The sequence below is a fragment of the Streptomyces sp. NPDC041108 genome, assembly GCF_055592645.1.
Genome location: NZ_JBVIYK010000032.1, coordinates 23,511 through 44,893, shown reverse-complemented (window position 1 = coordinate 44,893; position 21,383 = coordinate 23,511). Strand labels below are relative to the sequence as shown.

At 68.4% G+C, this 21,383-nt stretch carries 18 protein-coding genes and 3 pseudogenes; 15 read left to right on the top strand and 6 right to left on the bottom strand.

All coding sequences use genetic code 11. From position 1 onward, the window contains the following. Nucleotides 1–186 precede the first annotated feature (186 nt). Together ACZ6BB_RS40800 and ACZ6BB_RS40795 are read left to right on the top strand one after the other, a co-directional pair. Entirely contained in the window at nt 187–879 is a 693-nt protein-coding gene (locus ACZ6BB_RS40800; RefSeq protein ID WP_308409119.1) for a response regulator transcription factor, read from the top strand. Continuing rightward, nucleotides 876–2,327 carry a HAMP domain-containing sensor histidine kinase gene (locus ACZ6BB_RS40795; protein WP_471620146.1) on the top strand — a complete coding sequence of 484 codons (1,452 nt, stop codon included), beginning with the start codon at nt 876–878 and terminating at the stop codon, nt 2,325–2,327. The genes ACZ6BB_RS40800 and ACZ6BB_RS40795 overlap by 4 nt, the downstream gene beginning before the upstream one ends. A gap of 207 nt (nt 2,328–2,534) precedes the next feature. On the opposite strand, the gene ACZ6BB_RS40790 is transcribed toward ACZ6BB_RS40795, so the two are convergent. Together ACZ6BB_RS40790 and ACZ6BB_RS40785 are read right to left on the bottom strand one after the other, a co-directional pair. Beyond that, on the bottom strand, nt 2,535–4,580 hold the full coding sequence (locus ACZ6BB_RS40790; protein WP_471620150.1) for an MMPL family transporter: 2,046 nt from the start codon (nt 4,578–4,580) through the stop codon (nt 2,535–2,537). Then, nucleotides 4,462–5,196, bottom strand: a complete 735-nt coding sequence (locus ACZ6BB_RS40785; RefSeq protein WP_471620145.1) for an aromatic-ring hydroxylase C-terminal domain-containing protein — start codon at nt 5,194–5,196, stop codon at nt 4,462–4,464. The genes ACZ6BB_RS40790 and ACZ6BB_RS40785 overlap by 119 nt, the downstream gene beginning before the upstream one ends. A gap of 41 nt (nt 5,197–5,237) precedes the next feature. On the opposite strand from ACZ6BB_RS40785, the pseudogene ACZ6BB_RS40780 reads away from it, so the two are divergent. After that, a pseudogene (locus tag ACZ6BB_RS40780) lies at nt 5,238–5,468 on the top strand (transposase); the annotation flags it as partial. A gap of 276 nt (nt 5,469–5,744) precedes the next feature. Here the strand turns inward: ACZ6BB_RS40780 and ACZ6BB_RS40775 are convergent. After that, nucleotides 5,745–5,999, bottom strand: coding sequence for a hypothetical protein (locus ACZ6BB_RS40775; RefSeq protein ID WP_471620144.1), 255 nt, complete (start codon nt 5,997–5,999; stop codon nt 5,745–5,747). Nucleotides 6,000–6,426: 427 nt separating this feature from the next. Here ACZ6BB_RS40775 and ACZ6BB_RS40770 point away from each other — a divergent pair, with 427 nt between their 5' ends. Together ACZ6BB_RS40770 and ACZ6BB_RS40765 are read left to right on the top strand one after the other, a co-directional pair. Beyond that, entirely contained in the window at nt 6,427–6,756 is a 330-nt protein-coding gene (locus ACZ6BB_RS40770) for a hypothetical protein (protein ID WP_471620143.1), read from the top strand. Further along, the gene (locus ACZ6BB_RS40765) at nt 6,753–7,889 is read left to right on the top strand and encodes an amidohydrolase family protein (RefSeq protein WP_051948565.1); all 1,137 of its coding nucleotides are present in this window, start codon (nt 6,753–6,755) and stop codon (nt 7,887–7,889) included. The genes ACZ6BB_RS40770 and ACZ6BB_RS40765 overlap by 4 nt, the downstream gene beginning before the upstream one ends. A gap of 416 nt (nt 7,890–8,305) precedes the next feature. Here ACZ6BB_RS40765 and ACZ6BB_RS40760 read toward each other — a convergent pair. Continuing rightward, nucleotides 8,306–9,018, bottom strand: a pseudogene (locus tag ACZ6BB_RS40760) (IS6 family transposase). A gap of 1,139 nt (nt 9,019–10,157) precedes the next feature. Then, on the bottom strand, nt 10,158–11,591 hold the full coding sequence (locus tag ACZ6BB_RS40755) for an FG-GAP and VCBS repeat-containing protein (protein ID WP_471620142.1): 1,434 nt from the start codon (nt 11,589–11,591) through the stop codon (nt 10,158–10,160). Nucleotides 11,592–12,007: 416 nt separating this feature from the next. Between ACZ6BB_RS40755 and ACZ6BB_RS40750 the strand changes: the two genes are divergently transcribed. The 10 genes and pseudogenes from ACZ6BB_RS40750 to ACZ6BB_RS40705 all read left to right on the top strand — a co-directional run bounded on the left by ACZ6BB_RS40750 (nt 12,008) and on the right by ACZ6BB_RS40705 (nt 20,236). Continuing rightward, on the top strand, nt 12,008–12,352 hold the full coding sequence (locus ACZ6BB_RS40750) for an ectoine synthase (protein WP_471620141.1): 345 nt from the start codon (nt 12,008–12,010) through the stop codon (nt 12,350–12,352). Between the two features lie 150 nt (nt 12,353–12,502). Beyond that, a complete protein-coding gene (locus ACZ6BB_RS40745; RefSeq protein WP_471620140.1) occupies nt 12,503–13,291 on the top strand; it encodes an NAD(P)H-dependent oxidoreductase in 789 nt (262 codons plus the stop codon). 142 nt (nt 13,292–13,433) lie between these two features. Beyond that, nucleotides 13,434–13,604, top strand: a pseudogene (locus tag ACZ6BB_RS40740) (transposase); the annotation flags it as partial. Nucleotides 13,605–14,055: 451 nt separating this feature from the next. Next, nucleotides 14,056–14,244: a hypothetical protein gene (locus tag ACZ6BB_RS40735; protein ID WP_471620139.1), complete on the top strand. Its 189-nt coding sequence runs from the start codon at nt 14,056–14,058 to the stop codon at nt 14,242–14,244. A gap of 369 nt (nt 14,245–14,613) precedes the next feature. After that, entirely contained in the window at nt 14,614–15,303 is a 690-nt protein-coding gene (locus tag ACZ6BB_RS40730; protein WP_471620138.1) for a hypothetical protein, read from the top strand. Nucleotides 15,304–16,140: 837 nt separating this feature from the next. Further along, a complete protein-coding gene (locus tag ACZ6BB_RS40725) occupies nt 16,141–17,577 on the top strand; it encodes a carboxylesterase family protein (protein ID WP_471620137.1) in 1,437 nt (478 codons plus the stop codon). 58 nt (nt 17,578–17,635) lie between these two features. Next, a complete protein-coding gene (locus tag ACZ6BB_RS40720) occupies nt 17,636–18,658 on the top strand; it encodes an alcohol dehydrogenase catalytic domain-containing protein (protein WP_471620136.1) in 1,023 nt (340 codons plus the stop codon). A gap of 241 nt (nt 18,659–18,899) precedes the next feature. Beyond that, nucleotides 18,900–19,253 carry a cyclophilin-like fold protein gene (locus tag ACZ6BB_RS40715; protein WP_471620149.1) on the top strand — a complete coding sequence of 118 codons (354 nt, stop codon included), beginning with the start codon at nt 18,900–18,902 and terminating at the stop codon, nt 19,251–19,253. Between the two features lie 66 nt (nt 19,254–19,319). After that, nucleotides 19,320–19,679, top strand: a complete 360-nt coding sequence (locus tag ACZ6BB_RS40710; RefSeq protein ID WP_471620148.1) for an NAD-dependent epimerase/dehydratase family protein — start codon at nt 19,320–19,322, stop codon at nt 19,677–19,679. After that, complete coding sequence (locus ACZ6BB_RS40705) at nt 19,676–20,236, top strand: TetR/AcrR family transcriptional regulator (protein WP_471620135.1); 561 nt, start codon at nt 19,676–19,678, stop codon at nt 20,234–20,236. Before ACZ6BB_RS40710 ends, ACZ6BB_RS40705 begins: the two co-directional genes overlap by 4 nt. Before the next feature lie 133 nt (nt 20,237–20,369). Here ACZ6BB_RS40705 and ACZ6BB_RS40700 read toward each other — a convergent pair whose 3' ends face one another. Next, nucleotides 20,370–21,308, bottom strand: coding sequence for a helix-turn-helix domain-containing protein (locus ACZ6BB_RS40700; RefSeq protein ID WP_471620134.1), 939 nt, complete (start codon nt 21,306–21,308; stop codon nt 20,370–20,372). Nucleotides 21,309–21,383: the final 75 nt, after the last annotated feature.

Here is a 21,383-nt window from a genome sequence, read left to right as displayed (position 1 = left end):
CGCTGAAACAGCTCCCACAACTCATCCGGCACCAGCCGCTCAACGATCCTCACCACGACCGGCAGCTTACCCAGCCAAATGAGATGACGTCTAAGAGCGCGGTCCCCAGCGACGCTCTAATCCTGGCCTCAGGTTGATCGGGGACAATGAGCGGCAAAAACATCGACTGGAAGGGGGCGGGCCGGCGTGCGGATCATGATCGCGGATGATGAAGCGGCCATCCGTGAGTCGCTGGAGCGGGTGCTCCAGGTCGAGGGTTACGACACCAGCACCGTCGCCAACGGTTTCGCCGTGCTCGACGGGGTCGTTGGGGCCGATGGCGACACGCTGGATCTGCTGATCCTCGACGTGATGATGCCTCGCCTCGGCGGGTTGGAGACCTGCCGGCGTTTGCGGGCCGCGGGTCGGGATCTGCCGGTGCTGATGCTGACCGCCCGTGACCAGGTCTCCGACCGGGTCACGGGGCTGGACGCGGGCGCCGACGACTACCTGCCCAAGCCGTTCGCCACCGAGGAGTTGCTGGCCCGGGTGCGGGCCCTGCTGCGCCGGCGCACGCCGACCGACGGGGAGTCGCAGATCCTGTCGTTCGCCGATGTCCGGCTCGATCCCGACAGGTTCGAGGTGTGGCGGGGCGGGCGGCCGCTGCGCCTGACCCGGACCGAGTTCTCCCTCCTGCAGGTCCTCATGAGCAACGCGACCCGGGTCGTGACCCGCGACGCGCTGTTCGAGGCGATCTGGGGCTTCGACATGAGCGCCACCGCCAACAACCTGCAGGTATACGTGAGTTACCTGCGCCGCAAGCTGGAGGCCGAGGGTGAGCCGCGATTGATCTACACGCTGCGCGGCCTGGGATACACGTTGCGGGAGACTCCTCCGTGAGCAGGCCGGCCGGACGGGAACCGCGCCGGCTGACCCGATGGTGGCGCCGGCGGTCCCTGCGGAGCAGGCTGACGGTGATCGCGGCGACGGCCATCGCGGTCAGCGTGTTCGTGGCCTTCCAGGTGGCCAGCGAGCTACTGAGCTGGGAGCTGCAGGACAGCGCCGAGAATCAGCTGCGCGCCGACTCCCGCGTCCTGGCGACGAACGCGCAGCGCGCCGGTCTGGCGCAGGTCCAGCTACCGCCGTATCCCGGATCCGGTCGGCTGGTGCGGGTCATCCTGCCCGATGGCTCGACCCGGACGCCGGCCGGCCAACCCGCGCTGCCCCCCGTCAGCGAGCACGCCGGGCGCGTGGCGCAGGGCGCGTCGGCCGACCTGATGGAGTCGAACGACAGCGACGAGGACGGCTACCTCATCTACACGCTGCGGGCGGGCGACGGCGCGGTCCAGGTGGCCCAGGTCGCCGACGACAGCCCGATCAACCAGTTCGGGTTCGGCATGCTGCTGATCGGGCTGTTCTGCGTGGTGGGCGGCGCCCTTGTCGGGCGGACCGTGGCGCGGACCGGGCTGGCACCGATCGACCGGCTCACCGTCGCCGCGGTACGTGTCGCGCACACCCGGGATCTCGACGCCGACATCCCGGATGAGGGCGGTGGGGAGATCCGGCGGCTGATCCAGTCGATCAACGACATGCTCGCCGCGCTCCGGGACTCCCGGCGGGCCCAGCGGCTGCTCGCCGAGGACGCCGCCCACGAGCTCAAGACCCCGCTCACCAGCCTGCGCCTCAACGTCGAGCTGCTGATCCGGCTCGATCGGCGCGGCACCCTGGACAGCGCACTGCCGGCGGAGAGCCGGACCCGGCTGCTGACCGATCTCGGCGCCCAGGTGGCCGAGTTGAGCACCCTTGTCGCCGAGCTGACCGACCTGGCGCGCGGTGACGTCAGCGACGAGAACACCGAGCTGCTCGACCTCGCCGACGTGGTGGCGGCCGCCGCGACCCGGGCACGTTCCCGCACGCCCGACGTCGAGGTCGCGCTCGACGTGACCTCCGTGTGGGTGAGCGGGCGTCCCGCTGCGCTCGAGCGGGCGGTGCTCAACCTCATCGACAACGCAGGCAAGTGGTCCCCCGCGGACCAGCCGGTCCAGGTCCGGCTCCGTGCCGAGGACGCGTCGGTGGTGCTCGAGGTCGACGACGCCGGGCCGGGCATCGACGCCGCCGACGTACCGCGGGTGTTCGACCGGTTCTACCGTGCCGACAGCGCCCGGGCGTTGCCGGGATCCGGTCTGGGGCTGTCGATCGTGCAGCGGGTCGTCGACGCCCACGGCGGCCGGGCCAGCGTCGCCCGCTCCGCACGCGGTGGCGCGCTGCTTCGCATCGACCTTCCGGCCGCGGCCCCGCCCGCCCCGCCCGCGCGGCTCACCACCGGGGAGGACACCGCGGCGTGCTGACCCGCCCCGGCGGCGCGGCGCGGGACAAGGGACGGCGGCCCTCGGGCATGGCCCCGCGCGGCTCACCGTCGGGGCAGGCCACCGCGGTGCGCCGACCCCGGCCCCGGCCGCACGGCGTAGGACCAAAGGGCGGCGGCCGTCGAGCCCCATCAAAAGATCCGGGACGGGCCTGGGTCCCCGTCCCGGATCTCGTCCGTGCCGCCGCGCTCACCGTTGCAGCGCGGGCTCCTCCTCGTCGGCGAGCGGCTGTTGACCGTCCGGCAACTTTGCCGCTGGACGGGACAGCCGGCTCGGCCACCACATCCGGCGGCCGATCAGCAAGGTGAGGGCGGGCACCAGGACCGACCGCACCAGCAGGGCGTCGAGCAGCACGCCGAAGGCCACCAGGAACCCGACCTCGACCAGCATCACCAGCGGAAGTGTGACGAGGACCCCGAACGTGGCCGCCAGGACCAGGCCTGCCGAGGTGATGACGCCACCGGTGGCCGAGAGGGCTTTGAGCATGCCCTCTCTGGTGCCGAGACGCACGGTCTCCTCCCGGGCCCGGCTGGTCAGGAAGATGTTGTAGTCGACGCCGAGCGCCACCAGGAACAGGAATGCCAGCAGCGGCACCGAATAGTCGATGCCCTTGAACCCGAGGATCGTGTCGAAGACGAACACGCTGCCCCCGAAGGCTGCGGCGAATGAGACGATGACGGTGGACATCAGGACCAGCGGGGCCAGGATCGCGCGCAGCAGCAGTCCGAGGACGATCAGGACGACGACGAGCACCAGCGGGATCACCAGCTTCTCGTCGCGCTTGGTGGTCACCTCGGTGTCGAGGTTCTCCGCACTCGGCCCGCCGACGATCGCCTCCGCCCCGCTCACCGCGTGCACGGCGGTGCGCACCCGCAGAATCGTGTCGTACTCCGCGGCGGTGTCCGGCGCGTCCTTCGGGAACACGGAGATGTTGGCCCAGCCACCGCTGGTCTGCTCCGGGATGGCCATGGCCACACCGCGCGTGTCCTTGACGACGTCGAGCACCCGCTCCTGGTGCGCCGGCCGCGTGAAGATCTCCATCGGCTGGCCGCCGAGCTCCGGGAAGTGCTGGCGGAGAACGGTGAAGCCGGTGACCGACTCCGGCGCGGACAGGAACTGGTCCTGCTCCCGCAGGGCGCCGGTGTTGCCCGCCAGCCCGAGGGCGAGCACGCCGAGGACTCCGAGCGAGCCGAGCGTCGCCACCCACCGGCGGCGGCTGATGGCGGTGCCGAGCCGTCCCCACAGCCCCGGCTTCTCCTCCACGGCCGTGCTGAACCGCGGGATGGCCGGCCAGAAGATCCGCCTGCCGAGCACCACGAGCACCGCCGGGAACAGCGTCAGCATGGCCACCAGCGCGCACAGGATGCCGGCAGCACCGATCGGGCCCAACCCGCTGGTGCTGTTCAGGTCCGCGACGAGCAGGCAGAGCAGGCCGGCGACCACGGTGGCCGCGGACGCGACGATGGCCGGCGCCGCGCCGCGTATCGCGTGGACCATCGCGTCCCGGACGTTCTCATGGTGGTGCAGCGCCTCCCGATATCGGGCGATGAGCAACAGCGCGTAGTCCGTGCCGACGCCGAACACCAGGATCGTCAGCAGCGCCGAGTTCTGGTCGTTGACCACGATGCCGAATCCCTTGACGAGCAGGTAGACGGTCCCCATCGAGGTCAGTGCGGCCGCACCGACGGCCACCAGCGGGATGATCCACAACACCGGGCTGCGGTAGGTGAGGATCAGCAGGAGCGTGACGACGGCGATGGTGGTGAGGAGGACCTGCTCGTCGATGCCGTCGAAGACGGCATCCAAGTCGCCGTCGATCGCGCCCGGGCCGGTCACGTCCAGTTCCAGACCGGAGGGGCGGTCCTTCGCGGCGTCACGCAACGGGCCGACGATCTCCTCCGGTGGGCCGTAGGCCGTGCTCACATCGAGGGTGAACGTCATTGCTTTGCGGTCGGTGGAGAGGCTCGTCGGTGAGCCCTCGTCGTCCTCGCCGGCCGCCTCCGTCGTCTTCGGCGGGTATCGCTTGGCAAGGGTGTCGTAGTGGCGCTCGACCGTCGCGCGGTCGGCGGCGGTCATGCCGCCGGCCCGGTGGTACACGAAGACGAACGTGCTGTCCTCACCGCCGGGGAGACTGTCGTCCAGCGCTGCCACCTTGGTGGACTCGGCACCGGCCGGCAGGGTGTCCACGGCGCTGTCGGTGGTGACCGAGCTCAACTTTCCGCTCAGCGGCACCATGCCCGCCGCCAGCACCAGCCACAAGCCAATCACCAACCACGGCACCCACCGGCCTGCCCACCGACCGGCCGGGGCTTCCCCCGACGGCGCTGCGTTGACTGCCATCACTAGCCTCCTGCATACGGGTTGCATCGCTTATCTGGATGCCTACTTCGTACTGAGCGAACCTGAGACGACTGTTAATACGGTGCTCAGGCCGGTCGGCCGAACCATGTGCCCAGCGCACGCACCAGCGTGGTGGTGTCGAGGTCCTGCCGGTGGGCAAGGCCCGGGCGACGAGGCCGTCGGGCCGGATGAGCGACGCGTCGACGTCCACCCGGCCCGTGCGGGCGGTGACGGTGTCGACCCGTCCGCTGCACGCGGCCGCGGCGTCGCGGGCCTCCACGCGGTCGACGAGGTCGAGCAGGGGCCCACACCCCTCACGCAGCAGGTCCGCCGACCGGTTCACCGCGGTGACGACGTCCGGGTCGGGCCGCTCCAGCGTCAACTTCATGTCCGGGCACAGGGTGGCGACGAACCGGTGGTCGTCGCCCAGGTCGTACCGGGCGACCATGCCGGCGAGCGGGTCGGCGACGTACCGGTGGGCGTCGTCGAGGTCCATCAGGTCGGAGAACATCTCCCACAGCGCCCTCCTGCGGGCCGGGTCGCATCAGGGCTCCTGTCGGGCTGGTGGGGCGGATCCGCAGCGACCGGGTGATGCGGCTGCCGAAGCCCTCGATCAAGGAGTACGCCCTGGCCTGTCCCCAGGGCGGGCGACCGCCGAAGCACGGCAAGGAGTTCCGCTTCGCCAACCCCGAGACCTGGCCCGAGGCGGCGATCACCACCGTCACCGACACCACCAACTACGGTAAGGCCGAAGCCCAGGCGTGGGACCGGGTCCACCCGAGGCCTGGCAGAGCGTGCCGGTCGGCCCATCGCGCCCGCGCCCGTTGCCATCGGTTCGGAGGCGGAGGCCCTGTCGGCGGCGGGGGCGCAGGCGGTGCAGACACACGATCACGGTGGGGGACGTATCGCCCGCCTGGCAGGCGAACGGCAGCCTCCACAACGGCACTTGGCATGACGTCTCTGCTGGAGCGCCGGGCCTCGGTGTACGCGCCGACGAGTGGAACGGTTGTCCTGCGCCACCGGACCTTGAGCGCGTGCCATCGCAGGTTGAGTGACCCGTCAGTCCCACGAGTTGAAGATCGCCGCGCCAAGAGTCGCGGGCTGCCAGTGCTTGAACTGGCGCCACTCCGCCTTGGACAGAGCTGAAGTGTCTGCATCCTCCAGCGAGGACAGGAGTTCCGCCGCAGTCAAGAGAGTGAAGCCGAAACTGCCGAGGGCGGCGGCACAGGAGGGTGGGTCGACGAACTCGGTCCGATAGACGAAGAGCCGCTCTCCAACGAAGGCGATCAGCGGGTAGTGGGCGTGGAGAGCCATATGCGACAGCGTCGGCCGTCGAGCATTCGTCCGGCCTCTGCACCGCGACGGTTTAAGGACGGGTTCTAACGTTCGTCTCAGGTTCGCTCGGTAGGAAGTAGGCATCCAGATAAGCGATGCAACCCGTATGTAGGAGGCGAGTGATGGCAGTCGACGCAGCGCCGTCAGGGAAAGCGCCGCCCGGGCGGTTGAGGTTCGGGGCGGCCACCAGGGCGCTGGCGACGGCGTTCCCTGTCGCCGCCCGCGGGTCGCACGCCGACAACAGTGCGGGGCCCGCCGCAGCCGGCCCGCACAGCGCGCACGCGGGCGGGTCGTCAGCTCCACCACAGCCGCTGCGCGCCGGCGAGCGGTTCGTCGACTTGAGGATGGCCGAGGCCTAACGCCCGCGCTGCCGGAGGGCGGCGGCTCGGACGGGTACCGGTGCCAGTTGATCGATCCGGGCCTGACCGAGACGGCGTTCCTGACCGGGACCCAATTCGCACCGGAGAACGTTGCCATCGCGCACCACGCCGACGTGTACGGGGTGCCGCCGGGCGGCGCTGCCGCGGTGCGCGAGCAGGACGCGAAGACCCCTGGTCTCGGCTGGCAGTGTTTCGGCGGGACCGGCGTGGCCGGCGTCGAGGTCGAAGCGGGGGACGCGGCGTGGGCGGACACCTGGGCGCGTCTGGTGACGACGAAGGGTCGAACTGAAGCATCTCGCAGACGGATGCCGTACGGATACCACACCACACAAACACCTGAAGAGAGACTGACATGAAGTCTATGGGACGTCGCGGCTTTCTAGCCGCTGCCACGGCACTTGGCGCTGGTGCCGGCGTGTCCGCGTATGCCGCCGTTTCGGCAGCGGACGGGAACAAGACTCCGGACAAGACTCCGGACATTGCATTGCGAGACCGGGACCTGCCCTTCATCGGCACGGAGGAGACCTTTACGACTCCCACGTTGTTGAAGCTGAACTCCATCAATCAGGATCACATAGCGTTCCTTGAGGAAACTGGTCTTTCGGATCTAGGCCAACGCCGCATCGGCGATATGGATGCGGGGGGACTCAACGTTCAAATCCTATCTGCCCATACACCCTCCGTGCAAAATGTCCCTGGACAAAGGGGCATCGACCTTGCCTATCGCCTTAACCGGCAACTTGTAGACGGGCCAATCGCCAAATATCCGGGCCGCTTCAAGGCTTTCGCCACCTTGCCCTTGCAGAGCCCGGAGGCGGCGGCGGACGAACTGGAACGCTCGGTTCGGGAAGATGGCTTCTTGGGCGCACTAACCAACGGACACATCGCGAAGAAGTATCTCGATCATCCCGATTTCGAGCCTGTGCTGGCGCGTGCCGTTGCTCTCGATGTGCCGATCTACCTGCATCCCGGCTATCCAGCTGACGAGGTCTTCAAGATCTACTACAGCACCACACGGTCTAAATACACGGAAGAGTACCAAGACTACATCTTCAGTGGGTCTGGATATGGCTGGCACCAGGAGGTGCTGACCCAATGCATTCGGATGATCGCGTACGGGGTTTTCGATAGATTCCCCAAACTGAAAATCATCATCGGCCACATGGGCGAAGGTCTTCCCTTCTACTACGAGCGGATCGTCAATGACATGGGCGAGCCGACCAAAGACTCGCTCGAGAAGCCCATCGGGCAATACTTCCAGGACAACTTCTGGGTCACAACCAGCGCATTCCCCCAGACCGAACTGCTCGACCTCCTGCTGAAGTACATAAGCGTGGATCGAGTGATGTTCGCAACCGACTACCCGTTCGCGGACATAAAGGAGCAGACCGACTGGTTCCGCGGCGTCGATTTGCCACGCGAAGCCAAGGAAAAAATTGCGTTCCGAAATGCGGAAAAACTGTTCGGAATAAAAGTTCCCGTGAAGTGACGCGCCAGCGTCGGCAGGAGTGGAAAATGCTTTGACTGTAAGGCGAGAGTACAGTCAAAGTATGCGATGCGCGGCTGCCGCATCACGCGGTCTTCATGCAACGGCGGATCGCATGCGCTTGGGTCTGCTGCAGATTTGGGTGACGGGTTCGGTCACGCGGCCTGTGGGGCCGGTGTGGTCATGACGGCCTCGAATTCTTCAGCACTGCTTCGGCGCCGGTGAGTCCCCAGGGGCCCCGGTGATGTCGAGGCGGTCACCGATCAGCAACGTGAGCGTTTCTGCGGCCCGCCTCCCGTGGATACCGTCATGACAAGCTCCGCAGACCACAAGGGATTTGCGGGGCGTTGTCACGTTGTTGGGTGTGTGGGTGCCTGATGGTGTACCGGGGTGTGGTGGGGCGGGGTGTCGACCTTGGGTCAGGCTGTTGCGGGCTGGCCGGCGGTGCCGGTGATGTGGTCCCAGATGGTGAAGCGGATGGTCATTTCGGCTCGGTAGTCGGGGGCGGTCATCACAGGGCCGGAAGTGCGGTGAGATACCGCTGAACGCGGACAGGAACCGCTGCGCCCCTGCAGCGGAGCGGAAGCCCTTCATCGCCCGTTCACGCTGCCTCGTCGGTTGATGGCTGTTCTCGGCCCGGTTGTTCAGCCCTTTGTGCGAGCGGTGCTCGGCCGAGGGCATGACTTCGCGGTGAGCGGCGCCGTAGACGCGGAGCTTGTCCGTGACGGCCACCCGCGGCACCGTACGGGTCCCTTTTCACCGGACGACGGAAGAATCGCCTGGCCGCCGTCTTGTCCCGCCGGTTCTGCACCAGGATGTCCAGCACCATGCCGGCCTGGTCGACAGCCCGCCAGAGGTACTTCTGCTCGCCGTTGATCTCGATGAAGACTTCGTCCAGGTGCCACTTGTCACCAGGCCGGGGCCGGCGACGGCGCAGCGAATGGGCGTACCGCTGCCCGAACTTCACGCACCAGCGGCGGACGGTCTCGCAGGAGACGATCACGCCGCGCTCAAGCATCAACTCCTCGACCACACGGAAGCTGAGCGGGAACCGGAAGTACAGCCACACGCAGTGGGAGATCACCTCGACCGGGTACCGGTGCCCCTTGTACGACAGCGACGCACTCCCCACGGACGACCCTCCCAGCCTGATCGACCCGAAGATCATCCCACCGGTCAGCCAACGTGACAGTGCCCGTAGTACCGGCATGCCATTTTCGCCTGTTCCACGTTCTGGCCGAGATCGGGCATCTGGGGCTCCCATTCGTGCTCGCGCTTCCACGCTCCTGACCGCAGGATCGCCCGGCCCGGTCGACGCGCACCCGCTGGTGGGCCGATTTGCCCTAGACCTCTCCCGGGGGGCCGTCGGCGGGGCTGGGGTTGACCGGTGCTGGGGCACTGTCGGTGCCGGCCACGACCACGGGGGGATGAACGCCGGTATCGCGCCCGAAGGCCCGCATGCGGGCGTCGACGGGTTCTGTGAGCACATCCGTGGCGCCCTCGCAGTGTGGGCGCTAGGGCTGCTCCACGTCCATGTCCACCGGTCGCTGTCCTGGAAAGCTCCCGCTGGCATCGGGCCTGCGGGAGCCCTCTGTACCGCCTGCTACGTGAAGGGTGAGAAGACGATCACGAGCAGGACGTCTGTGTGGCGCTGCTACAGCGTCGCGGGGCGAGGGGCAGGCTGTCGCCGCGCTCTGCTGACTTCTACGGCCGCTGCGCCGAGCACCGCGGCCTGGCCGACGCGCTGCGCGATGCCAATCTCCTGGTCGGCCCGCGCCACACGCCCACGGCGGCCAGCGCCATTCCGGTGATGCCCGCCAGCGCCGAGGAGGTCGACCTTGTGCGCCAATTCCCGGAGCTGCCCCGGGTAGCCGTCCGCCCCTACGGCTCGGCCGGCGGCGGTCCCCGCGCGTGTGTACTGGCCCCATCCGCCGGATCGGCCCTGGTCCGGGTTCACGGCGGTGCATACGTCGGCGGCAGCCTCGACTGCACGAGTCGCACTGGGTCGCATTGTGGTGCCCGACGACCGCAGGACCGCAGGACCGCATACGGCACGGGATCCTCGCCTCTTCCTGCTGCGCGCAGTCCGTTTGACCGGCTGTGTCGTTGACCCCGGAAACCTCGGAGCCAACGACACAGCCCAAGGCGCGTGAGAGGTGAAGCGGGCGGGCACATCAGCCTGCGTATCTGGCGTCGCCCGCAGAGCTGAAGTGGGACGGCTTCCGCGCGCAGCTGGCCGCACATGCCGGCGAGCGGTGGGGTCCCGTTCGGTCAGCCTCCGAGGACCGATCCGAAGAACTTGTCTCGGTAGGTCAGGCCGAACGCCTTTTCGCTGAACGAGACGGCGTCGGAGGTCGTGAGCCCCGAGGGGCTGCCGCGCAGGACCCAGTCGGCACCGTCGGCATGGTGGACGTTGTCGTCGAAGACGTCCTCGCCGGGGGCGGCGGCGGTGAGGTCCGCGCGGCCGTCGCCGTTCAGGTCCTGGAGCCGCACGGCGTACCCCAGGCGGTCACTGCTCTCGGCGACGCCGGGCACACCCGCGGTGTTCTGTGTGAAGGACTGGGCACCGCTGCCCGTCAGACCGGAGGCCGAACCCTTCAGCAGCCAGACCGCTCCCGCCCACTGGAGGGTGCCGACCGTCTCGAGCTGCGCGCCCACCGCCGCGTCCGGATAGCCGTCGCCGTCGACGTCGCCGATCGAAACGCCGCTGCCGAAAGCGTCGCCGGACTCGTTCACGCCCGGGACTCCCGTGGTGTCCTGGTCGATCAGCCGGCTGCGCGTGCTGCCCGGGATTCCGTCGGCGCCGCCGTAGTGCACGGCGATGGTGCCTGCCCCCGAGTCCCCCTGCCCAGTGGTGACCAGGTCGTCGTACCCGTCCTTGTCGAGGTCGCCCGCGGCCCGTGCGCTCGCGACATCAAGGGGCACGGACGCGGGATCCTCGGTGAGCGTCATGCCGTCGGCGCCGCCCGCGTAGTAGCCGAGCCACACGCCCGAGGGCTCGTCGTCGTCGATGTCCCTTGTCCCGCTGACGGCCAGCTCGTCGGCGCCGTCGCCGTCGAAGTCGCCCGTCACGATCGATCCGGTACCCCGGTTCGCCTCGCCGGAGCCGGTGGACAACTCGGTCCGAGCGGGAGCCGCGGCCCGTGTGAAACTGTCGTCGAACACCGAGACTCCGGCGTAGCCCGTCACGGCGAGCTGGTCGTGACCGTCGCCGTCGAAGTCACCGACCGTGAGGCCGGATCCGTACTGGTACGCGGAGCTCGCGCCCGACGCTCCGTACACCGTCAGTCCACCGCTGGCCAGCCCCGTGGAGCCGCCCCACAGGATCTGGACGATGCCGATCTCCGGAGCGGTCGTGTCCTCCCCCGACACGCCGACGGCCAGGTCGGTGTAGCCGTCGCCATCGAGGTCACCGGTGGTGTAGGACGCGCCGAACCTGTCGTACGCCTCCGCCGTGCCCGGCACTCCCGCGGCGTTCTGGCTGAGCAGGGCGGAACGGCTCGTCGAAACGCCGGACGACGAGCCGTACAGGACGGTCACCTGCCCCGCCTCCGTCTGTCCGTTCACCTTGGCCCTGGGAGTGGCGACCACCAGATCCATGTAGCCGTCGCCGTTGAAGTCGTCGGCTTTAGCGGTGGCGGCGGAGGCCGGCGCAGCGAGGGGCAGGGCCAGGCCTCCGGCAGCCAGTGCAGCCGCAGCGGTCATTGCCAAAGCTCTTCTTCGCACGTCGACCCTCTTCGTCTCATACGGGAATTCCTTCAGAACATGTGACCCCTGAGGCGGCTGAATGGTTGCGCCGTGGCGGTGGCCGGCTGTGATCACCACTGCGGCCGGGCATCCGGCAGGAACTGAGCGGTCTGTGGCGTCTATGGTCTCCCAGATGGCGTGTGCGGCCCTTGGCGTGGCCGTTTCCCGGTCTTAGCGTCAAGCCCGTTCCCGCATCGCACGAACCGGTACTGCGGGAGACCTACGGACCAGGGGGAATCACAATGAAGTTGCGGAAGACTGAGCCCTTTGCAAGCTGCGTTGCTGGTCGCGAGTTGGACTGTCCTGCGCAACGACGAAGCTCCTGGTAGACGGGTTCTCGACCAAGATCACCCGTGTCCGCCCAGGAGCTTCGCGTGCTTGTCTACCCGTCCTCGATTGATCTGTCCAGCCGCACCCTGTCGGTTTCCGAGACCGTCGTGTACGCCGGAACCGAGACCGACATCTGCTACGCGAACCACGTGGAAGCCGTCTTCTGCATCTCCGGGAAGATGATTCTGGTCGACCGCGACGAGAACGAGAAACACGTCATCACGCCCGGCACCCTCCACATCCTGGACGACGCCGACAACCACACGATCAAGCCGATCGAGGACAGCACGTTCCTGTGCATCTTCACCCCGGCCCTCAGCGGCCGTGAGGACCACGACGAGAACGGGGTCTATCCGCTGCTGACGGATGAGGTGGTGGAGGCCAAGTAGGCCGCGCCGTGACCCCGCGCACTGGAGTCTTCGCCAGGCCACTGGCGAAGACTCGGCGTCACCGCGTCCGGGACGGCCCCGGCGACGGGTTGCCCCAGGACGGGCTGGGTAGGTGCGCACGATCATGGATCTGCCAGAAGGGAACCTACAGTGAAAGTCCTGTGGCTCACCGCCCACCCCGAACCCCGTTCCCTGAACGGCTCCTTGTACCGCGACGGTGTCCAACACCTCCTGGACCAGGGGCACAAGGTGCGCACCAGCGACCTGTACACGATGAATTTCGACCCGGTCGTCCGGGCCAGTGACTTCTCTCACCCCGACGGCGAGCGGCTCGTCGTCGGTAGCGCGGCCCAGCATGCCTTCGAAAGGGGTGCGTTGTCCCCTGACATCGCAGCCGAACACGACAAGTTGTCCTGGGCGGACACGCTCATCGTGCAGTTCCCGTTGTGGTGGTACGGAATGCCGGCCATCCTCAAGGGCTGGTTCGACCGCGTCTTCGTCGGCGGGTTCGCCTTCGGCGTCCGCGACGCCGGGGGGCACCAAGTGCGCTACGGCGAGGGGGCGCTCGCGGGCAAGCGCGCAATGGTCGTCGTCAGTGCCGGTGCTCGAGAAGCGAGCCTTGGCCCTCGCGGCGTCAACGGTGAGCTCAACGACCTGCTCTTCCCTCTCCAGCACGGCACGCTGTGGTACGCAGGGATCGAGGTCCTGCCCCCTCTGCTCGTCCACGGAGCCGACCGTGTGGACGAGGCCGCGTACGCCTTCCACGCGAACGTCCTGCGCCAGCGTCTCAAGGACCTTCCGTACGCCGGACCGCTGCCGTTCCGCCACCAGAACGGCGGCGACTACGACGAGGACCTGGTCCTGCGCCCCGAACTCAACCCGCACGCCACAGGGACCGCCGCCCACTACCGCACTGAGGGCACTGTCAACTTTGACTGAACGTCAGACGATCAAGAAGGAAAACCTCAATCATATCCGCCCTCCGGCAGGCCGATTCGGCGCTTCAGTCACGGAATCAGAGGCGAAGATTACAAATCACCTGTGTGATCATCTGACGGTGCGTCAAAGCTGACAGTGCCGCATCGAGTCATCCCGACACCTGGGCCGACACCGCTGGGTCGTGGAACGGACCGTGTCCTGGCTGTCCGGCTGCCGCCGACTCCACCGCCGCTACGAGCGCAAGCCAGAACACTTCCTCGCCTTCACCGTCATCGCCGCGACCCTCATATGCCACCGCAGACTGGCCAACTGAAATGGCGTCGTAGTCGTCGACGCTGCCGTCCCAGGCGGTGGCGTCGAGCATCCACGACCTGGCGCCGGGCGGGGGTGGGACGGTGCCCTCGCGGATCAGCGATTTCGACAGCTTCGCGCCGGTGTCGGTGAGCACCATCGGGGTGAAGATGCGCGGCGGGGCGCCCGGGCCGGGCAGGGCTGCGAAGGCCTCGTCGACCAGCTGGCAGCCATACGCCCAGTCGCCGCCCTTGACCATGACGTTGAGGGTGCGCGGCGGTGAGGGCAGGCGCTCTTTGACGAGGTTGCGGTAGAGGGTGGCGAGGTCGATGTACGGCTCGGGCCGGTCGGGGGTGACTAGGACCTCGTAGGGGCCGTGGTCGGTGCACACGGCCGTGAACACGGCGCCACCGGAACTGTGATTGCTGAGCGAGTCCGGGGCACCAGCTGGGGTGATCGGCGACGCCCTCCGCATGAGCGCCGAAGAGGCGGAGAAGAAGTGGGGACGGGACGAAGCCTCCTGGCATACCCGCAGCGTGGTGGACTGCCTGGTGCTGAAGGACCCCGGCGAGCGCGCCGCGAAGGTCGACCGCTACATCACCAGTTCAGCACTGCTGTCCGTCGGCCGCTGTCCGCCTCGCTGGACGCTGCTGCTCATCTGACCGGCCGCAATGTTGCCGCCGCAGATCACACGTTCACCGGCACCGTCTGCACGGCCTGCGTCCACTGACCCGTCACTGACCCGTCACTGACCCGGCTCCTGTCAAAAGCTGTGCCATATCCCTTGATCGGTGACCGTCTGTGACTGGTGAGCAAGTTCGTTCGCCAGGCTGCAGCAGCTGGCAGGCCGAACCGGGCCGCCTTCTCCGCAGGCGGTGGACGTTCAGTCGTTGTCCTGGCCGCGCCCTACGGCTCCCCTGGTCGAGGGAGGGCCGCTCGGCGGACTCCAGGTCCGCAGTGCGACGAAGGGCCAGGAACAGCGGATCCGCTACCACCTGTACGGTTCCGCCTTTCGCTGTTCTACTTGCCAAATGCGCTGGCGAGACAACGGCAGTTCATGGTGGGTCGCCGGCATCGTGTTCGGGTTGGTTCTCGTGGGACTGGGCGCCTGGCGCATCGGGCCGGCGCACCACCGCGAGCACCAGCAACAGGTCGTGTCGGCGTGTATCGCCGAGCGTGGTGTCGACCAGTGCCTGCCTGTGCGGACCGCCGCCATCACGAAAACACGCGAGCGGGAGGACTGGGGCGGCCTGTCCGTGTTGTACGTGTATCTCGACGGGGCCTCGGAGCCGACGTTCCAGATCGGGCCGAACTGGAGTGAGCGGCACAGCTCGGAGGTCGTCGTCGCCGAATCGCAGGGCATTGTGTGGGCCTGGCAGGAGAGTGTGCACCACCGGTGGGAGGAACAGTACGAACCATGGCCGCAATGGACACTCACCTATCTCGGACTGATCCTGGTCGGCGGCTGGTTCGTACTGCACTACGGGAACGTGCTGCTGATCGAAGGGTCCATTCGATACACCGAACTGGCCGAGCGGTTGGTCGCCACGTACGCGGGAGTGAGCTTTGCGGGGATGGCGATCCTCGTCGGGTTCACCCTCTCCTGGATCTTCGGGCTGCTGTCCATCGTCGCCGTGGCGGGCGCCGTCGGTGTCAACGGCGCGGATACCTGGCGCCATTGGCAAAGCGCCTGGCGCCGTGCCCGCCGTGTACCGCGTTGACCGTACCCGCACCCGTGTCCGTGCAGGACGGCAGCCACTTCCGCCCGGCACACGGCCGCGGCGGCCAGGCGTCAAGCTCACACGCCCCCCACCACGCAGGGCCGGGAAACTCCCGGCCCTTCATGTCTCCTGACGCGTCCGGAATGAGCCACGACTCACGGAGCGTCACAAATTTCCGGGTTCTGACACAGCTTCTCACCCTGACAACGCCCTGTCCCCGGCAGCTGCAATGCCGGGGACAGGGCATTGTCACGGGTGGCTACCCGATCCAGATCACTGGTGGAGTGTCGGTATTCGAGCGCTGCAGTATTCGCCCGCGGTGGACCAAGCGCAGTGCCCGCAGTCGACCAAGCGCAGTGGACGATCGGGAACTCAGCCATCGCGCGCAGGAGCGACGAGCTCGAGTCCTTGGCCAGGGGCGGGTACTGGTACCACCGCCAGCGGCAGCAACCGCACCGCACCGTCTACGACGGGACGTCGGGACCGCCTTCTGCGGACGCCGGCCGGGGTGACGGGCGGTCACCGCTGATCAACCTCCGCGGCGGCCGCAGCGATTCCCTTCACCGGCGGTGCCGTGCTGTGCCTGCACGGCTGGGTTCCCCGGGCCAAGGTCCACCGGGCGCGCTGACGGCAGGAGCTCAGGCCGTCCAGGCCGCCTCGGTGGCCCGGCGACGAGAAGGAGGTGAGGAAAGGTGTCACCTGATGACCACCAGGTGACCGCTATCCGCACGCCACTTTGCCGGAGTCCAGGGAATGCTTGGAGAGCGTCATCGCGAGCGATTAGCCGCCGACACGCCGCGCGCACTACCTCTACCGCACCGGAAGGAATCTCACGCCATGACCGCGACCGCGCCCAAGGCTCCGACTGCACCAGGGGTGCGGTCCTGGTGGGGAATTCCGTACGCCACCGCCGAGCGGTACCGCCGCCCCGTGGTCGCGGATTTCGATCCAGACCGTCCCTATGACCGCAAGGGCGTCGTCTCTGTCCAGCCCGATGCCGGCGACTGGCTCGAAGCGGACAGCGGGATGGGCGAGGACTGCCTGAACCTGAACGTGTGGGCTCCCGAGCAGCCGGCCGGGAAGGCGCTTCCGGTGGCCGTGTACATCCATGGCGGCGGATTCGAGTACGGAGCGAACACGCAGACCACCTCGAACGCCGCCGGTCTCGCCGCGACGGGACGCGTGGTGAGCGTCTCCGTCAACTACCGGCTCGGCGCACTGGGCGCACTCTCGCTGTCGCAGTACGGCGGGCGGCTCGCCGAGGCCAGCAACCTGGGCCTGCAGGACGTCATCGCCGCCCTCGCCTGGGTCAAGCACAACATCGCCTCCTTCGGTGGCGACCCGGATGAGGTCACCGTCTTCGGCCACAGTGCCGGCGCCTACTCCACTCTCGGGCTGCTCGGGGCCTCCTCCGCGGACGGCCTGTACCGGCGGCTGGCCGGGTTCTCCGGCGCGCCCTCTCGTCTCGTCCCGACCTGGTGGGCCGAGGAGCTCGCGGAGCGGTTCGTCACCGAACTCGGTGTCGCGGGCAACCCCGACAAGCTGATCGACCTCGACGCGGCCTCCCTGGTGGCCGCCCTGCACACGGTCTGTCCGACGGATCTCGGAGTCCGTGGCGGGATGGACAACAAGAGTCTCGGTGTCGTCCTGGACGCCGGACAGCCCGGCTCGGTGGTGCACGCCCACCCCCTGGACGTCCTGGCCTCGGGCTCGCACCGGGACATCGACGTCCTGCTGAGCACGGCCAGTGACGAGATGGGCTGGTGGGTGGCGAACGACCTCGACCGCTTCGACCCACACACCGTCGAGCGCGTCACTGACGAATTCGCGGGGTGGCGCATTCCCCGCTCCCGCGCCAGGAAGATCGTCGACATCTACGACCAGGGCGGCCGCACCCCTGCCGAGGTCCGCGCCGCATCCCTGACGGACTACATTTTCACGCTCCCCGCAGCCCGCGGCGCTCTGGCCCACGCCGCCGCCGGCGGCAACGCCCATCTCCTCGCGATCGGGCCCGCCGAGGGCGCGCCCGCCGTGCACGGCACCGAGATGTACGCGCTGGTGGGCCAGGAACGGCCGGGCCGCAGCCCCGAACAGGCCGACCGTGACACGCGTATCCGCGACATCGTCCTCGACTTCGTCACCGGCGAGCAGAGGCGTCTGTGGCCCGCCGTCTCGGACCGGCCCACCTCGGGAAGTGCCGGGGACCTCCCGTATGAGCCCAGCGCCCACTACCAGGAGGTCCTCGACCTGTTCGAGAACATCGCCCGCCCCTGACGATCAACGGGCGGTCCTGAACAGCGCACCGGGGGGCGAACAGAGTAAGGAGCTCGACATGAGCCAATCGTCAGCAGGCGGTGACGCCGCACCGGCGACGATGCGGGCCGTCGTCGTCACCCGGCCCGGCGGCCTCGACGCACTGGAGATCAAGGATGTGCCGGTGCCCGCACGCAAGCCCGGCTGGGTGCGGATCAGAGTGAAGGCGTTCGGCGTCAACGAGTCCGAAGTCACCACCCGCAAGGGCGAGTCGGACGCCGAGGTCACCTACCCGCGTGTGCCCGGCATCGAGGGCGTCGGCGTGGTCGACGAGACCGACGAGGACAGCGAGCTGCGGCCAGGACAGCAGGTGGCGACAATGATGGGCGGCATGGGCCGCTCGTACGACGGCGCGTACGCCCAGTACGTGACTGTCCCCGCGGCGCAGGTCATCCCGTTTGAGACCGGCCTGCCGTGGGAGATCGTCGGTGCGCTGCCGGAGATGTTCCAGACCGCCTACGGATCGCTGACCACCGGCCTGGATCTCAAGGCCGGGCAGACGCTACTGATCCGCGGCGGCACCTCCACGGTCGGGCTGAGCGCGGCCACGATCGCGAAGGACCTTGGAGCCACCGTGCTGTCCACCACCCGCAGCCCGGAAAGAGCCGGGGACCTGCGGGCCGCGGGCGTCGACCATCCCCTCGTCGACAGCGGCACGATCGCCGACCAGGTGAGCGAGCTGATGCCGGAGGGTGTCGACGCCGTACTGGAGCTGGTGGGCTGCTCGGTCCTCGCCGACACCCTCCGCACCGTCCGCCGGCACGGCACGGTCTGCTTCACCGGAGCCCTCGCGGGCCAGTGGACGATCCCCGATTTCACCCCCTTCATGATCCCGGGTGGGGTGCGGCTGACGTCCTACGGCGGTCAGGCCGCCGACCTCCCGGCCGACGTCTTCGCCGGCCAGCTCCAGGCCATCGCCGCAGGGCGTCTCAAAGTCCCGGTCGCGAAGGTCTACCAGGGCCTGGAACAGGTCCGTGACGCCCAGGCCGACCTCGAGTCCGGCACCACGCCGGGCAAGCACGTCGTCGTCCTGGGCGACTGAGACGTGGGCAACTGAGAAACGACAAACAACCGCGCACGATGCCTGCCGGTCGACGACGGCCGGCCACAGCATCCCTGAGAGGAACTGGCACTGGAGTGGGAGAAGTCCTTGATGGACGGCTCAGCTCGGGCATCCCACCCGGCGCCTGCCAGCAGGCGCCGGGCTTCCAGGAGGCGCCGCTCGTCGATGAGCTCCCGTACCCGCTGCCGGCAACACCCCAGAGAGCAGGAGCCCTACGAGAATCCGACTGACCGCCGGAGAGACCGTCCTCAACGCACTCCTCGACGACAACGTGACGGCACGCGACTTCGCCTCGCTGCTTCCGCTGACGCTGCAGATGGACGACCTGCTCAAGCGCGAGAAGTACGGTCACCTGCCCCGGTCTCTCACCGCAGGCGGCACGCCGCAGTCCAGCTACGAGATCGGCAACATCGCCTACTGGTCACCCGGCCCCGACATCGCCCTCTTCTATGACCACGACGGCCAGTCCATCCCCGACCCCGGCATCGTCATCCTCGGCGAAATCGACTCGGGGGCCGATGCCTTGAAGAAGTACGAAGGCACGGTCGACGTCACCATCGAGGCCATCGACTGAGACCCAGCCGGAAACCCCCGAGATCGTCAACCAACGAGAGGAGGGGACCATGTCCCGGGCCTCGCCATCGGGGTCACCGGCGGCGTCGGCTCCCGCCTCGCCGCACGACTCATCGAACAGGGCGACCAGGTCGCGGGCCTTCACCGCCAAACCGAGCAGGCGCACAACCTCGAATCCGACCAAACAGAGCCGGTTCTCAGCGACCTGACGTCTGAAAGGCGCCGACGCAGTCGTCTTCACCGCGGGCGCGATCGGAGCCGCCCGCGACAGGCGGACGCTGTCGACGGGCAGGGCGGCAAAATCGCGGCAGCCGCCGCAGTGAAGGCAGGAGTCCACCGGGTTCTCCTCGTTGTCTGCCTTCCCGCGCCCGGCCCGCCCTACCGGATACGTGTCCATGTGGCGGGCGGAACAAGGAGAGGCCTATGAGCGCGCCAGCACGCCGTCGGGATGCGGCGCAGAACCGGACCCGCATACTGGTGGCCGCCCGCGCAGCCCTTGCCGAGTCCAACCACGTCCGCCTCAACGAGATCGCCAAGCGCGCCGGTGTAGGACAGGGAACGCTCTACCGGCACTTTTCCAACCGCGAAGCGCTCCTCGCTGAGGTCTACCGGCGCGATGTCGAAGAACTCGTGGCCGCCGCCTCCGCTCTTCTGGCGGAACACCAACCCCTGGAAGCCTTGCGTCACTGGCTCGACCGAGTGATCGACTACGCCGGGATCAAGCGCGGCGTCCTGGCAGCGCTTGAGGCGACGGCGTGGCAGGACGTTGTCGCCCACAGCCACAACCCCATCGAGGGCGCCCTCGGTCACCTGCTGGACGCCGGGAAAGCGGCAGATTCCATCCGCGCGGACGTGGACGCCCACGGGGTCCTCCTGCTCATCGCATACCTCGGCCGACTGGACCGGGATGAGTGGGGATCAAGGGCACGGCCTCTGATGAACGTCATCCTCAACGGTCTTGCCCGACAGGACGCGGACCGGTGAGGGCAGAGGACTGGCCCCGATTTGGGCGTAACACGCGGGCCCCCGACGGGAGTTACGGATTCCATGGGAGCGCACGCAGACCGTGACGGGAGCCATCGCCTCCTGACGGCACGGGGCCTCCACCGGGTTTCCGTCACGCGTCGGTCCTCGCTGCGCGGGCCGCGAAGGCGGCCGGGGTGAAGCCGGTGCGGTCGCGGAAGAAGCGGCCGAAGTTCGCGGGGTCGGTGAAGCCGAGGTGGACGGCCACAGTCCGGGCATCCCACCGGGCAGCTCCCAGCAGGCGTCGGGCTTCCAGGAGGCGCCGCTCGTCGATGAGCTCGCGTACTCCCTTCCCGGTGGCGTCCCGGGCGGCGCGGCTGAGGGTGCGCACCGAGCAGCCGAGCAACTCTGCGTAGTCCGCGGCTTGGTGCAGTTCGCGAAAGTGCAGCTCCAAGGCGTCCAGGAAGCGTGCGTACCGGTCGGCGCGGCCCGCGTGGGCCGTGGCCGTGCCGATGGAGGGGATGCCCGGGGAGTCGGCCAGGCGCAGCAGCAGCGATTCGAGCAGGCTGCGCCGCAGTGCGTGGTGGATGTCGAGGGGGCGGCGCCCCAGTGCGCGGTGTTCGTCCAGGAGTTGGAGTGCCGTCTGCTGGAGCCAGGCGGTGTCGTCGGGGTGCGGGCTGAGTACGGCAGGGGCCTCGTGTGCGGTGAGCGGGGCCAGGAGACGGGCGAGGTCGGGCCGCAGCACGTCTGGTTCGAACAGGATGAACGGGCCGCGGGCCGCGCCGGGCGGATGCCAGCACTGTGCGTGTCCGGGACGGACCCACAGCCACTGGCCGGGGGCGACGGTCCGCGTGACGTGGTCGACGTCGTGCTGCAGCTCACCCTCGGTGACGGCGATGAGGTAGTGGAAGGTGGCGCGGCCCGGACGGGGCGGGTTCCACGGCCAGTCGTCGTGGTGGGCGAAGAAGTCCTCGACGGTACTGACCTCAAGGCCGTACGGGGTACCGACCGGGGGCTGGAAAGCGAACAGCGGAACTGCGGCCGGACTGGCCGCGTTTCCGCTCGAGCCGGGGTGTCGCTTGTCGACCATCACGTGTCCGCAGCTTACCGCCCTTCTGCTCGGCTGCGGCGGAAGGATGGAGGTGCCACCGCCGCCCGCGCGGCGCGC